Raw genomic sequence first — 14,310 nt, 5'->3', positions numbered from 1 at the left:
AGGCATCGAAAGTGCGATAACGTGATAAATGGTAGGGGTTCAGGGGAAACCTGTGTATAATGCGCGGGTTTTCAAATTCATGACTTTTTGCGCTCGTTTTTGTACTAGGCAAAAAGTTATTTGACGCCTGTGAAGGCGACAGTAGAGGGTTACATGAGCGCTAAACCGCAAAATACAGAGAAATTACAAAAAATCCTTGCTCGTTCTGGGCATGGTTCACGTCGTGAAATCGAAACCTTCCTGCAAGCAGGTCGGATCAGCGTAGACGGAAAAATCGCCACTTTGGGCGACCGTGTCGAAGTCAAAGCATCAACTAAAATTCGTTTAGATGGCCGTTTATTGGCAATCAAAGAAGCTGAAAAAGAAATTTGCCGTGTGATGGCGTATTACAAACCTGAAGGTGAGTTGTGTACACGTCACGACCCTGAAGGTCGCCCAACGGTCTTTACACGTTTGCCAAAACTGACAGGGGCAAGATGGATTGCTGTTGGTCGTCTTGATGTGAATACCAGTGGATTGCTGTTATTTACCACTGACGGTGAGTTAGCTAATCGCTTAATGCATCCAAGTCGTGAAGTCGAACGTGAATACGCAGTGCGTGTTTTTGGTGAAATTAACGATGCAAAAATCCGCCAGTTGACCCAAGGTGTTCAACTTGAAGATGGTCCCGCCTCTTTTAAAACCGTCTCATATCGAGGTGGTGAAGGGATGAATCAGTGGTATAACGTCACCTTAACAGAGGGACGTAACCGTGAAGTTCGTCGTTTATGGGAATCCGTAGGTGTGCAAGTTAGCCGTTTGATCCGTGTGCGTTATGGTGATATCGATTTACCAAAAGGCTTACCGCGTGGCGGCTGGACTGAGTTAGGTCTGGAACAAACGAACTACCTGCGTGAATTAGTTGAGTTGCCAGTTGAAACTGAAAGCAAAGTTGCCGTTGAGCGCGATCAACGTAGAATTAAAGCGAATCAAATTCGCCGTGCTGTGAAACGTCACACTCAAGTGGCTTCACGACCTGCATCTAAGCGCCAATCTTCAGGGCCGACTGCTAAGCGTCGTACACGCATCTAATTTATTGCGCTGCTCTTATTAAGAAGCGATGGCATAACACCATCGCTTTTTTTATCCTTAAAAATAATAAGTTAGCTTGTGTATTTAAGCGTAAATTGCTGGCTCAGTTCACAGAATCACAATACCTATCTGTAATAGATAATTAAAATGAGATGTCTATCTCATTTTAATGTAACAAAAAAACTTAACATCAAGCCCTATGTGAGATTTAACTCACATAATTGCTGCAAAACGTACTTATAAACTCCAGAACACTATAAGCAGCAACGTCTATTACTTACACGAATAAATGTGGTTTATCCAAATGAATAAAGAATGGTTTATACGTGGATAAACTCGATAAGGATAAAAGATGAAAAAAATAACACTGACGCTGAGTGCGGTTGCATTAGCTTTAACGTTTACGGCAACATCTCAAGCTAAAATTCCAATGCCAGAAACCGTCAGCCCGGGCGTTACCGTTGTTGAATTAGCACAACAGCAACCTATTCATTGGGTTTCTATTGAACAAATCAAGCAAAGCCTAGAAGGCAAAGCGCCAATGGCCGTAGGTTTTGATATCGACGATACAGTGTTATTCTCTAGCCCAGGCTTCTACCGTGGTAAACTTGAGTTTTCCCCAAATGATTTTAGTTATTTGAAAAATCAGCAGTTTTGGGAGAAAATGAACAATGAGTGGGACAAATTCAGTATGCCAAAACAAGTGGGTATTGATTTAGTCAAAATGCACTTAGACCGCGGTGATACCGTTTATTTCATTACAGGGCGTACGAAGACAAAAACTGAAACTGTCACTAAGTATGTTCAAGAGGGCTTAGCTATCCCCGCGGATAAAATGCAACCGGTTATTTTTGCTGGCGATGAGCCGGGTCAAAATAATAAAGTAAGCTGGATGCGTGATCACAAACTGACTATCTATTATGGTGATGCAGATGCGGATATCGCAGCGGCTCATGAGTTAGGTATTCGCGGTGTTCGTATTTTACGTGCGGCAAATTCATCTTACCAACCGCTGCCAAAAGCAGGGCGTTTTGGTGAAGAAGTCGTGATTAATTCAGAATTTTAATTAAATTTTGAATATGAAAAAGGCGACTTAAGAGTCGCCTTTTTTACTGCATTAAAATAAGTATTAGTTATTCACAATTGCATCAATAACAACGCGGTTACCTGTGATAGTTCCTGTTGTTCCACTTGTCACAATAGGGCTCGTGACTTTAGTTGTACCGTTAGAACTAATAGTTCCATACTGGTTATTCACACGATTCTTTGACTCAATAGTCATATTTTTACCCGCAGCCATTTTACCTGAATAGTTTTCGAGTGAACCCACATCAACTTTCTGGTTATTAGCACTGGTGATTTCGCCGTAATTATTGTTCAAGGATGCTTTTAATTTAATATCCACATCATTACGCGCAGCATCGTTGTTATTTACGTTTGCAGCAATAGAACCATAGATGCCATAAAGGCTATCACCTTTAATTTTGATGGTGCCATCATTGGTTTGTAAACCGCCGTTTTGGTCTGTTAAACCAAATTTTGCATTCACTTGTTTAAATCCAGAACTGTAACTGTTGCCTAAATGACTTGTTTGAATATCCAAATTATTTTCAGCGTGGATAAGGCCAGATTGATTTTCAATTGAATGTGCAGTGATTGCTAAATTTTTGCCTTTGATATAACCAGACAGGTTATTCATCATGTTCGCTTTGATTTCAGACTTACCGTTGTCAGAAATAATTGAACCTGCGTTAGTCAATTGATTTGCATTGATATTCAGCAGTTTACCACTATGAATTTTAGAGAGTGAATCATTAGTTAATGCCACGGAAGCATCGAGATCCATACGGCCATTGATGGCATTCAGCTCAGAATTAGATTGCGTTAAATACATCGTGTTGATTTCAGCACGACGTTTGGCAACAATCTTACTGTTTGCCATATTTTCAATCGAGTTTTGAACATTTAAAGTGACATCTCTGCCTGCGGTGATATTGGAGTTTTCATTCACAATACGCACTGCATCAATATTGACATCTTGCCCAGCGATAAACCCTTTATTTGGATCATTTTGATTAGCTAAATAATCACGGTTATAAATAACATTGGTTGCATGAACCTTAATGTTTCCTTTCGCCGCTCTTACTGCACCATTATCATTAATGAAAGAATCAGACAATGTAGTCACATTTTGCAGTGCTTCAATGGTACCGTTATTATTCGCTAATGTACCTAAGGTAGTAATATTAACATCATTATTGAGGGAGCTAATGCGGCCACGGTCGTTATTAACGGAACCAGTGCCAGCAGCCTTAATATTGACGTTTTTCGTGCCAGCTATCGTGCCGCTGTTTGTCAGACCCGCAGCATTGATATCGAGGGTATTTGCAGAGTTAATATTACCGTTAATATTATTAACAGTACCTGCAGTATCCAGAGTAATAGCACCATTCTGGGAAACGATATCACCCGAGTTTGAAACGCCGACACCTGTTTCGGTCGCAACTAACGAAATTTTATTTGCATACATTCCGCCTAAAGCAGAAACATCAATACCAACACTTGGTTTAGTTCCGACAGCCGTTGTTGTTCCGACGACTTCACCTGCTGCGTTGACTCGGTTATTCCCTGCAACCACGTTTAAACGCTGGGCTGAAACTGCACCGTTGATAGCGACTGAACGTGCAATTAGGTCAGTAGGAGAATTTGAATTGAAATTACCATTAATGGTAATTTTTCCTTGTTGTACACTGTAGTCATTGACTAAGCCATTACCACCGATGGAAACTTTCCCAGTGGTTAATGTATTGCGGCTGGTATTGATAAATCCGCAATTATTACAGGTAATACCGGACGCGTTCGCGACGATGACCTGCGCTTTACCGCCTGCAACTTCAATCATGCCATTTAATGTGGTCGCTGTATTGGAGTTAACTTCATTTAGGATCACTTTGGCACGATTACCAGCAACATTACCATTTCCGCCAATTTTACCGCCTAGCGTCGTATTAGACATACCTGCGCTGTTATTTAAAATAACCCCTTTTTGGTCGACATCAAATTGACTATAAATATTGTGAGATACCCCACCTTCAGATGGTTTATTGATGTAAACAACGGTTGGGCCATTCCCTTGAACCATAACACCCGCGCCGTTTGTTGGTGTGATTGCTGCTTGTGCAATCGTTGTTGAACCGACAATCATTGATACACACAGAAATAAAGGTTTGAATTTCAATGTAGGAACATTAAAATTAGTCATTGAAACGTTTTGCATATATATCCCTTAAATTAAAATAGACAATATCTAAAATAACGAACAATCCATTATTGCAGTTTAATTATGCTGAAATATAAATTTAAATAAAATTAATAATGTTAACGTGGGTTAAAACATTATCGACTATCAAAGAATGGCCACTTGAGGATAAATTTAGAGTAAATGTATATTAAAAATAAAATGCAGTATAAAAACAACGGGTTAGGGTTGTTTTGAAAATGAATTAATTAGTGTGTTTACTCAAGGGTGAACACGTAGTTATAAATATTAAAAAGAAAATATCGGGAATTAATCATTAGGTTTTATTATGATTTAAATATGCATTATAAAAATTACCGAAATAATTTAACACTGAAATTGAAATAAACGGAAAATATTGGATTTTAATAATGTGACCCTGCGTTAATTTTCAGATTATAAAAACTTAGCAATAGCATGATTTAAATTTGCTATTGCTAAGTTATATTTCTCTAATTTACCAATCAATGCCTTTTTGCGCTTTAATTCCAATATCAAAAGCATGTTTAATAGGGCGCATTTCAGTGACCGTATCCGCTAAATCAATCAAATCACGGTGACACCCTCTACCTGTAATAATAACAGACTGATTGGCTGGGCGGCTCTGTAATGCTTGCAGTACTTCATCTAATCCAAGGTAGTGGTAACTAAGCATATAGGTCAGCTCATCTAACACAACCAAATCATACTGAGGATCACTTAACAGTCGCTTGGCATGATGCCATGTTTCAAGACAGGCAAGGGTGTCGGTTTCTTTATTTTGTGTTTCCCACGTAAAACCCGTGGACATCACAAAAAAAGGTGCGCCGAGTGGTTCTAAGAGTTCCCGCTCACCGTTATCCCAGCCCCCTTTAATAAATTGCACAACAGCGGCTTTCTTACCATGACCGATGGCTCGACAGACGGTACCAAATGCCGCAGTGGTTTTACCTTTACCATTGCCAGTGAAGACAATGATAATCCCGCGTTCAATTTGAGCAGCTTCTATACGCGCATCCACTTTTTCTTTTAAGCGTTGTTGGCGTTCTTCATGTCGGCTTTGTGACATAGTCGATTACTCCGCTGCGCCCGGTTTACGACCCGGTTGTGCATCATAACTGCTCCCCGTTTTTCGAATGCTATCATCGCCCATTAAGTAAACGTAAATCGGCATAATATCCGCAGGAGTTTTGAGTTTTTGTGGGTCTTCTTCAGGGAATGCACTTGCACGCATGCTGGTTCGAGTTCCCCCTGGATTAATGCAGTTTACGCGCAAATGGCTAGTTTTATACTCTTCAGCGAGCACTTGCATTAGGCCTTCTGTTGCGAATTTAGACACGGCGTAAGCTCCCCAACCAGTGCGACCTTGTTTTCCAACACTGGAGCTGGTGAAAACTAATGACGCATTTGGCGCTTTCAATAGTAAGGGGAGTAGGGATTGCGTGAGCATAAAAGTCGCATTCACGTTAATTTGCATGACATCGTGCCAAAGCTGGGTCGGTTGTTCTGCAATGGGGGCAATGACCCCAAGAATACCCGCATTATGTAAGACGCCATCCAGATATGGAACGTTCTTAGATATTTGCGTGGCTAATGCAAGGCAATCTTCCTCAGTTGTGGTTAATAAATCCAAAACATAGCATGGCGATTTTTTGCCTGAAATTGCGGTGATTTCGTGGCTAACAGCGTCTAATTTATGCTGTGTTCTGCCGACAAGGATCAATGCTGCACCGAATCGGGCATAGGTTAGGGCGGCTTCACGACCAATGCCATCGCCTGCGCCAGTGACGAGTATCGTTTTGCCTTTCAATAGGTCTTGTCTAGGCTGATATTGAAGCATATTCTTTCCTATGGTTGTGAATTAAATGTAACAGTATCATCGCACTGATTCGAGTTTTTGGCTAATCTAACATAGATATCTACGTAGTTTATGGCGTCAAATACGTTTTTTTCTGGTTGTTTAGCCATAATCGTGAGATTATTTTTGCGTTGAAGATAAATATCAGAAGGATCATGTTGTGGAGTATTTCTCTTTGTATGGATTATTTTTAGCAAAAGTCGTCACTATTGTGGTGGCGATTGTTTTGCTGGCAATTTTTGTCTTTGGTGTAGGTATGCGTCGCCAAGGCGCTAAAGGCTCGCTAAAACTCACTGATTTAGGTGAAAATTATCGTGAACGTCAACGCCAAATGCAACAAGTGAAAATGAATGAATCTGAGCATAAAGCTTGGCTCAAGGCATTCAAAAAACAGCAAAAAGCAAAATCAAAAAGTGAGAAAACTGGGGCGAAACTTGGGCAAACCTCTGTTAAAAAGCCTTGTTTATATGTCTTAGACTTTAAAGGCAGTATGGATGCACGTGAAGTAGCATCTTTAAGAGAAGAAATCAGTGCAGTTCTTGCAGTTGCTGACGCACAAGATGAAGTTTTACTTCGTTTGGAAAGCCCTGGTGGTATGGTTCATGGTTATGGGCTGGCGGCATCACAGTTACGCCGTTTAAAAGAAAAGAACATTCCACTCACAGTTGCGGTGGATAAAGTGGCGGCAAGCGGCGGTTATATGATGGCCTGTATTGCGGATAAAATCATCGCAGCACCATTTTCGATTATTGGCTCTATTGGTGTTGTGGCACAAATTCCCAATATTCATCGACTATTAAAGAAACACGATGTGGATGTTGAACTTCATACTGCCGGTGAATATAAAAGAACACTGACTTTGTTAGGTGAAAATACTGAGCAAGGTCGTAAAAAGTTTGTGGAAGATTTAAATTCAACGCATGACCTTTTCAAACAGTTTGTTCATCAAAATCGGCCTTCGTTAGATATTGATAAGGTTGCAACGGGTGAATACTGGTACGGTTCACAGGCACTCGAAAAAGGGCTAGTGGATAGCATTGGCGTAAGTGATGATATTATTATTGACGCCATTGACGCAAAAGAGATTGTCGGTGTTCGTTATGTCCTAAGTAAAAAAATGATGGACAAAGTGATGGGCAGTGCAGCAAACAGCGTCGATAACCTTTTATTGCGCTGGTGGCAGCGTGGTCAAAAACCGATGTTATAAATGAATAGTCGCCTCGCAAATATTCTGTTTTAATTCTACTATTAATTACCGGCACGAATGCCGGTAATTTTTTATCAATTATTGAATGTTAATTAGTCATTTTCACGTAATTGGTATTGTTCAGAAAGAACATGCGCAAGATGTTTGTACATATTAAAAGCAGCGGTACTTTTTAATGTTGGGATACCATTTTCATCGAGAAAAAATTCCCCTTTAAAAACCAGTGTGCCACGATGCTGTTCTACGGTGTCTACAAACATCCCGTGAATATACTCGTCATGCTTCTTTATGATATCGTTAGCTTTTTCAAGTAACTCTGTTTTTGTAATGTACTGAAGATTGTCTTGCATAATAGGGCTCCCTTGAAAAAATAATTGGTTGCTTCTAGCATTTTATCAGGTAGAGTGTGTGGTTTTCAATTATGGCTTAATGCCTTTATATGGTTAAAATCAGTCAGCTAGAAGACTTTTATGGCTTGTAGAATAACGTGACTGAGATTATAAGTTTTGTTTCAACACAAATAATTGATTGAAAATATATTGATATATTGTGATTGTATCGCAATATAAAAAACAGATTCTCATTTTGTGCATTTTTATGTAAAAGTGCGCCATAGTTGATATTCAGGTAAAGGTAAATATGGGTAAAGCTCTTGTTATCGTGGAGTCCCCGGCAAAAGCCAAGACAATTAACAAGTATCTTGGCAGTGGCTACGTTGTGAAAAGCAGCGTCGGCCATATTCGTGATCTGCCGAAAAGCGGCTCTGGTTCACAAACCGGCTCACAAAAGAGTACAGGCTCATCTACCGAGAAAGCAAAGAAAGTTAAAAAAGATCCACGTGATGCATTAGTGAATCGCATGGGTATAGACCCTTATCATGGTTGGAAGGCGAATTATCAAATTCTACCGGGTAAGGAAAAGGTGGTTTCTGAGCTGAAATCTCTGGCGGCTGATGCCGATCATATCTACCTCGCAACGGACTTGGACCGCGAGGGAGAAGCGATCGCATGGCATTTGCGTGAAGTGATTGGCGGTGATGATTCACGTTTTAGTCGTGTTGTTTTTAACGAAATCACGAAAAATGCCATCACCCAAGCATTTGATAGCCCTGGTGAGCTAAATATTGATCGGGTTAACGCCCAGCAAGCTCGTCGCTTTATGGACCGCGTTGTGGGGTACATGGTATCCCCATTATTGTGGAAAAAAGTGGCACGTGGTTTATCTGCGGGACGTGTTCAATCGGTTGCAGTAAAACTGATTGTTGAGCGCGAACGCGAAATTAAAGCATTTGTTCCTGAAGAATATTGGGAATTACATGCAGATTTAGCAGATAAAGACATTGCGAATTTGCGCATGGAAGTCACGTCACAAGCCGGTAAATCGTTCAAGCCTGTTAATAAGGCGCAAACGACTGCGGCGGTAAAGCTACTTGAAAAAGCGCGCTTTGAGGTCATTGACCGCGAAGACCGACCAACATCAAGTAAACCAAGCGCACCTTATATCACTTCAACACTGCAACAAGCGGCAAGTACACGCTTAGGTTTTGGAGTGAAGAAAACTATGATGATGGCTCAGCGTCTATATGAAGCGGGTTACATCACATATATGCGTACTGACTCAACAAACTTGAGCCAAGATGCGTTAGATATGGTTCGCGGCTATATTAATGATAATTTTGGGGCGAAATATCTGCCGAAAGATGTCAATGTATATAGCAGCAAAGATAATTCTCAAGAGGCTCATGAGGCCATCCGTCCTTCTAGTGTAGATGTCTTACCTGATTCACTAAAAGATATGGAAAATGACGCAAAACGGTTGTACCAATTAATTTGGAACCAGTTTGTTGCGTGTCAAATGACGCCTGCGAAATATGACTCTACGACCTTAACCGTGAAAGCGGGAGACTTTGAACTGAAAGCCAAAGGGCGCACGTTGCGTTTCGATGGTTGGACGAAAGTGATGCCTGCGCTGCGCAAAAATGATGAAGATAAAACCTTGCCACCTATTCAAGTAGGCACGGAATTATCATTAATCGAATTATTACCAAGTCAGCACTTTACTAAGCCGCCAGCGCGTTTTAGTGAAGCATCACTGGTTAAAGAGCTCGAAAAACGTGGAATTGGCCGTCCTTCAACTTATGCAGCCATTATTTCGACTATCCAAGATAGAGGATATGTCAAAGTTGAAAATCGCCGTTTCTATGCAGAAAAAATGGGTGAAATCGTCACGGATCGTTTAGAAGAAAACTTTAACGATTTAATGAACTACGATTTTACTGCACGAATGGAAAACCAACTCGACCATGTTGCAAACCATGATGCCGAGTGGAAAGCGGTTCTTGATGAATTCTTCTCTGATTTTAGTACCCAACTTGATGTTGCGGAAAAAGACCCAGAAGAAGGTGGGATGCGTACCAATCCGATGGTTATTACATCAATAACCTGTCCTGATTGTGAGCGTCATATGGGTATCCGTACGGCATCCACAGGGGTATTCTTGGGTTGTAGCGGTTATGCATTACCACCGAAAGAACGCTGTAAGAAAACCATCAACCTGATCCCTGAAGATGAGGTACTTAACGTACTAGAAGGGGATGATGCGGAAACTAACGCGCTGAGAGCGAAACGTCGTTGTCCGAAATGTGGCACAGCGATGGATAGCTACTTGATTGATAACCAACGTAAATTACATGTATGTGGTAATAACCCTGCATGTGAAGGTTATGAAATCGAAGAAGGCGAATTCCGTATTAAAGGCTACGACGGCCCTGTCATTGAATGTGACAAATGTGGCTCTGAAATGCACCTGAAAATGGGGCGTTTTGGTAAATACATGGGTTGCACCAATGAAGAGTGTAAAAACACACGTAAGATCTTAAGAAGTGGTGAAGTTGCGCCACCGAAAGAGGATCCTGTTCCGCTACCTGAATTACCGTGTGAAAAATCTGACGCTTACTTTGTATTACGTGATGGTGCAGCTGGGGTGTTCCTTGCAGCCAATACCTTCCCGAAATCCAGAGAAACACGCGCACCATTAGTGTCTGAATTGCAACGCTTTAAAGATAGACTACCTGAAAAGCTTGCTTATTTAGCAGAAGCGCCAGCGGAAGATGGTGAAGGAAACCCGACCGTCGTTCGTTTTAGCCGTAAAACCAAGCAACAATATGTTTCTTCGGAAAAAGACGGTAAAGCAACCGGCTGGAGTGCTTTCTACGTTGACGGTAAGTGGGAAGTGAAAGAGAAGTAATTCGTTAAGGTTACTTTTCAGGTTAAAAATAGGAATGCCAATCTATTATTGATTGGCATTTTTTTTGTGTTAAGCGATTTGTAATTGATTCACTTTAATCGTTTTCTTTGCTAAATCTTCATCAATAAAATCAAAGATTAATATGCCTTTTTGCATAGCCTGGTTTAACGTCACTAATTCATTGCGAATAATAGGGTTAATGATGTCTGCATACGCCATTGGGCTGCCCAGATGACCATTTGTCGCACTAATATGATTAAGTACGAGTTGCTGGTCATTGGTATCTTCATCACTGTGAATTAATGCTAGGATGTCATTAATTTTCTCCTGAACCTCAGGGCCATTCCAATTATCTTGTAATGAAATCAAGGGATTCTGATGCCAATTATGAGCCCAACGAGTACCATCCTCTAATGTTGAAACATGCAATTCTGGTGGAGCACATTCAATTGCCAATATTTTTCCTCTAAGCTGCTTTACGCTTGGCCAAGCAAAGATGTTTTCATCAATTTTTTCAGGCAGTAAGATATGTTTTAAGTAAGGCACAATAAATGGGATAAGGGCTTGTTTATACTCCTCAAAATCATCTTTTTTCTCATTGGCATTTTGAATACGTAAAATGACAAATTCAGTAGGGTGTGTATCAAGGAAAGAAATAAAACACTGGAAAAGGTCTTCTGCCTTGATGTCACTGTGCCATTCACGGTGCGCAATATTCAGATTGCGAGTTAGCCTTAAGTCAAAAAAACGAACGCCACAGTTAAGCTGCTCTGAGAGCGATAATGTCTGGGTTTGGTAATAGGGCTGATCACAAGTTGATGTGATGGCATCGTGAGTCCCCGGGAGCAATAAATCCGTTACGGACAATTCATCTGCGACATACTTTAGCCAATCAATATAATTATTATTGTGCATAGTGCTTACCTAGTCCATTTTCTAAATAGGCAATGAGCCGTTATTGTAACGGCTCATTGTCGTTATCATATCAATGTTTTATTGTGCTTTTTTCATTTTAATCACGGTCCAAGACAGTAAAGCAGCGATTAACGTTAAGACGGATAAGCCAATAAAAACATTACCAATAATATTTGTTGGTGTGAGAATTTCTTTGACGACTTGCCCTTGTTCATTTAATTGTGGGCTAAAAATGATTTTACCTAAAATTAATGGCGCCAGTAGTGCAGGGAGGTAGCCAATTGTGATAGCCAAAGACATTGCCGCGGAAGCATGCTTTTTATCAATCCCAAACTCACCGATCGGGGCATAGTAGACGCCTCGGATCATAAAGCAGCATGCAGAGGCACATAACATCAGGATCATTATGGAGTTACGAACCGCTGGGCTAATGATATTGTCAGGTGCTTGGCCCGCCATAAACTCCGTGATTGAGGCGGGGTTCATGTAGAATAAAGTACCAATAGCCGCGAGTAAAATCACCAGAACAAACGACATAAAACGCATAAAATGGGCGGTGGATTTAAACGCTAAAGTGACCAGCAATGTGGATAATAACGGTAACATTCGCAGCGCAATCACCACGGATACAAATACTGCTGCGACGGTTGCGGATGCTCCATAACCTGCCTGTAAAAAACGAGCAAAGTAAGTGCCAGCTGCCACAAAGGTGCCGTAAATACAAAAAACGTTAAGGCCTGTTACCCAAACAATCGGTAATTTAATGACTTTTAATACCCCAAGCAGGGCTTCTTTTACTGAGCTTACGGTATCCGCATCTTCACTGACTCGGGCGTCTTTCGGTACAGCTAAGAAAATGAGTATCGCAGTGGCGAGTACAATAATTGATGACGTGATCATCATGGTGCGGCTACTGGCTTCGTAGTAAACCATTGCTGCCCATAATAAACTCATCAAAAATGCCAATAAACCTCGTCCAAACTCAAACATACCGAATGCGACACCTTGGTGCTCTTTGGTGGTTGATAAGCTGACGGCTTTAAAGTTGGCGGGTTTAAATAATACCTCACTGAGTAACAACATAGAGAAAAAGCACAGCAGTAGGGTCGGCATGCTTAAGCCGGGTGAGTTTAAGGCGATGAAAAGGGAAATACAGCCAACGCCGAGTGTAGTGATTAACATAATCACACGGACTTTAAACCTATCACCGACCCAACCGAGAGCCAGGGTACCCAGTAAAATTACTAATCCTTGCATTGAATAGAGTTGGCCTGCTTGTGCGTCAGTGATGCCCATTGCGACAGGAAAGCCGAGTGGTAAGGAGTTCCGCAAATCCCAAAAGGCATACAATAACTGGGCGTTTGCGGTAATAAAAATAAGTTGAATAATGGTGTGTGCTGAAAAACCAAACTTTTTGGCAAGAGTATTCATAATCTATTTTCCACTTATTATAAAGTTTAAGAAAACATAGTGTTATTTTTGATAGCTCGTTTTATTTGTAAGGTACAACGCTTCTTTTTATTTAAGTTGCTTTTTAACTTGGTGGGACTTTATGAAATTTTTGTTTCCTATTTATTTCATGTGAAATGAATAGTCTGAAATGTAGGCGAAATAAAAATAATATACTGTGATCGTTTTCACAGCATGTTAACATTTTTTATCAATAGGTTATTTTACGTAAACATACTGAAATGAAATTTTTATTATAAATTAATAACGGCATAATCATTCTCATTAAAGCCATTTAGGAGTAGCAAATTAACGAGGTTGATTGTGATATAACTATCATTTATTAACTAAAGCCAAATCCAGCACCAAAGTGATAACAAATTTATGTTAGTTTAAGTACAGTCATTGACACTAATGCAGAAACAGTAACAGTTCTTGCCTTGATTATCTTAAGGTAAGTCGATGGAATGATTATAAATGTTATCTACTGGAGGCAATATGAAGTTAAAAATGTGTTTACTCGCCGCTTTACTGACCGCGGGCACAGCTTATGCGGCACAATCCACAGTGGTATTAAAAGAAGCAACACCAACCGGTGATGGCAAAACCATTGGTGAGGTGGTTATCTCTGAAACTGAGTATGGATTACTGTTCACACCAAAACTTTCAGGTTTACAATCCGGTATTCATGGTTTCCATGTTCACGAAAATCCAAGCTGTGAGCCAGGAGAAAAAGACGGCAAACCCGTTCCTGCACTTAAAGCGGGTGGGCATTTAGACCCAGCAAAAACGGGTGTTCACAAAGGACCATATGATAATTCAGGTCACTTGGGGGATTTACCGGGTCTAGTCGCAGATAGCCAAGGTAATGCCGATTATGCGGTTTTAGCGCCACGCTTAAAAACACTGAAAGATGTGCAAGACCGTGCGCTAATGGTGCATGTGGGTGGCGATAATTATTCTGATAATCCAGAAGCGTTAGGTGGTGGTGGGGCGAGGATGGCCTGTGGTGTCATCAAATAATTTTGCTCGTCATATTTTACGCTGTGGCGTTGTTGGCTGCGCTTGCTAACCCTAGTCACATACTGGTGTATGCTCCTAGGGCTTAGCTTCACTTGCCGCCTAGCCACAACGCAAACTATTTAGAGCAAGGTCTAAACTGTTAAGGGGAGTCCTTAACTGACCGTATTTTACGCTGTGGCGTCGTTGACTGTGCTTGCTAACCCTAGTCACATACTGGTGTATGCTTCTAGGGCTTAGCTTCACTTGCCGCCTAGCCACAACGCA

General features: G+C 40.9%; 11 protein-coding genes. 5 read left to right on the top strand and 6 right to left on the bottom strand.

Annotation, left to right across the window (positions count from 1 at the left end; translation table 11 throughout):
- Window positions 1-153: 153 nt before the first annotated feature.
- Window positions 154-1,071 carry a 23S rRNA pseudouridine(2605) synthase RluB gene (gene rluB, locus AC4IFT_RS08285; RefSeq protein ID WP_219247776.1) on the top strand — a complete coding sequence of 306 codons (918 nt, stop codon included), beginning with the start codon at window positions 154-156 and terminating at the stop codon, window positions 1,069-1,071.
- Window positions 1,072-1,423: 352 nt separating this feature from the next.
- The gene (gene aphA / locus AC4IFT_RS08280; RefSeq protein WP_225819487.1) at window positions 1,424-2,137 is read left to right on the top strand and encodes an acid phosphatase AphA; all 714 of its coding nucleotides are present in this window, start codon (window positions 1,424-1,426) and stop codon (window positions 2,135-2,137) included.
- Between the two features lie 63 nt (window positions 2,138-2,200).
- Here the strand turns inward: aphA and AC4IFT_RS08275 are convergent, their stop codons facing one another.
- The 3 genes from AC4IFT_RS08275 to AC4IFT_RS08265 form a co-directional block, all read right to left on the bottom strand.
- The gene (locus tag AC4IFT_RS08275) at window positions 2,201-4,348 is read right to left on the bottom strand and encodes a two-partner secretion domain-containing protein (protein ID WP_490751073.1); all 2,148 of its coding nucleotides are present in this window, start codon (window positions 4,346-4,348) and stop codon (window positions 2,201-2,203) included.
- 478 nt (window positions 4,349-4,826) lie between these two features.
- The gene (cobO, locus tag AC4IFT_RS08270) at window positions 4,827-5,417 is read right to left on the bottom strand and encodes a cob(I)yrinic acid a,c-diamide adenosyltransferase (RefSeq protein WP_490751072.1); all 591 of its coding nucleotides are present in this window, start codon (window positions 5,415-5,417) and stop codon (window positions 4,827-4,829) included.
- 6 nt (window positions 5,418-5,423) lie between these two features.
- Window positions 5,424-6,188, bottom strand: coding sequence for a YciK family oxidoreductase (locus AC4IFT_RS08265; RefSeq protein ID WP_490736658.1), 765 nt, complete (start codon window positions 6,186-6,188; stop codon window positions 5,424-5,426).
- A gap of 178 nt (window positions 6,189-6,366) precedes the next feature.
- Between AC4IFT_RS08265 and sohB the strand changes: the two genes are divergently transcribed.
- Window positions 6,367-7,413, top strand: coding sequence for a protease SohB (gene sohB, locus AC4IFT_RS08260; RefSeq protein ID WP_490751071.1), 1,047 nt, complete (start codon window positions 6,367-6,369; stop codon window positions 7,411-7,413).
- A gap of 92 nt (window positions 7,414-7,505) precedes the next feature.
- Here sohB and AC4IFT_RS08255 read toward each other — a convergent pair whose 3' ends face one another.
- The gene (locus AC4IFT_RS08255; protein ID WP_273803175.1) at window positions 7,506-7,763 is read right to left on the bottom strand and encodes a DUF2498 family protein; all 258 of its coding nucleotides are present in this window, start codon (window positions 7,761-7,763) and stop codon (window positions 7,506-7,508) included.
- A gap of 289 nt (window positions 7,764-8,052) precedes the next feature.
- On the opposite strand from AC4IFT_RS08255, the gene topA reads away from it, so the two are divergent.
- A complete protein-coding gene (gene topA, locus AC4IFT_RS08250) occupies window positions 8,053-10,659 on the top strand; it encodes a type I DNA topoisomerase (RefSeq protein WP_490751070.1) in 2,607 nt (868 codons plus the stop codon).
- 69 nt (window positions 10,660-10,728) lie between these two features.
- On the opposite strand, the gene AC4IFT_RS08245 is transcribed toward topA, so the two are convergent.
- A complete protein-coding gene (locus AC4IFT_RS08245) occupies window positions 10,729-11,574 on the bottom strand; it encodes a phosphatidylinositol-specific phospholipase C domain-containing protein (protein WP_490751069.1) in 846 nt (281 codons plus the stop codon).
- Between the two features lie 78 nt (window positions 11,575-11,652).
- Entirely contained in the window at window positions 11,653-13,005 is a 1,353-nt protein-coding gene (locus AC4IFT_RS08240) for an MFS transporter (protein WP_490736666.1), read from the bottom strand.
- Window positions 13,006-13,521: 516 nt separating this feature from the next.
- On the opposite strand from AC4IFT_RS08240, the gene sodC reads away from it, so the two are divergent.
- On the top strand, window positions 13,522-14,046 hold the full coding sequence (gene sodC / locus AC4IFT_RS08235) for a superoxide dismutase [Cu-Zn] SodC (protein WP_490751068.1): 525 nt from the start codon (window positions 13,522-13,524) through the stop codon (window positions 14,044-14,046).
- Window positions 14,047-14,310 lie beyond the last annotated feature (264 nt).

The sequence above is a fragment of the Providencia sp. UF-183 genome (genome assembly GCF_058246155.1).
The sequence above is the reverse complement of the archived record's forward strand: the minus strand, read 5'-3'. Positions and strand labels throughout refer to the sequence as shown.

Excerpts from the sequence above, each read along its gene's own strand:
- cobO (WP_490751072.1), bottom strand. The coding sequence starts at position 5,417 with ATGTCACAAAGCCGACATGAAGAACGCCAACAACGCTTAAAAGAAAAA.
- rluB (WP_219247776.1), top strand. The coding sequence starts at position 154 with ATGAGCGCTAAACCGCAAAATACAGAGAAATTACAAAAAATCCTTGCT.
- AC4IFT_RS08245 (WP_490751069.1), bottom strand. The coding sequence starts at position 11,574 with ATGCACAATAATAATTATATTGATTGGCTAAAGTATGTCGCAGATGAA.
- aphA (WP_225819487.1), top strand. The coding sequence starts at position 1,424 with ATGAAAAAAATAACACTGACGCTGAGTGCGGTTGCATTAGCTTTAACG.
- AC4IFT_RS08255 (WP_273803175.1), bottom strand. The coding sequence starts at position 7,763 with ATGCAAGACAATCTTCAGTACATTACAAAAACAGAGTTACTTGAAAAA.
- AC4IFT_RS08275 (WP_490751073.1), bottom strand. The coding sequence starts at position 4,348 with ATGCAAAACGTTTCAATGACTAATTTTAATGTTCCTACATTGAAATTC.
- sodC (WP_490751068.1), top strand. The coding sequence starts at position 13,522 with ATGAAGTTAAAAATGTGTTTACTCGCCGCTTTACTGACCGCGGGCACA.
- topA (WP_490751070.1), top strand. The coding sequence starts at position 8,053 with ATGGGTAAAGCTCTTGTTATCGTGGAGTCCCCGGCAAAAGCCAAGACA.
- AC4IFT_RS08265 (WP_490736658.1), bottom strand. The coding sequence starts at position 6,188 with ATGCTTCAATATCAGCCTAGACAAGACCTATTGAAAGGCAAAACGATA.
- AC4IFT_RS08240 (WP_490736666.1), bottom strand. The coding sequence starts at position 13,005 with ATGAATACTCTTGCCAAAAAGTTTGGTTTTTCAGCACACACCATTATT.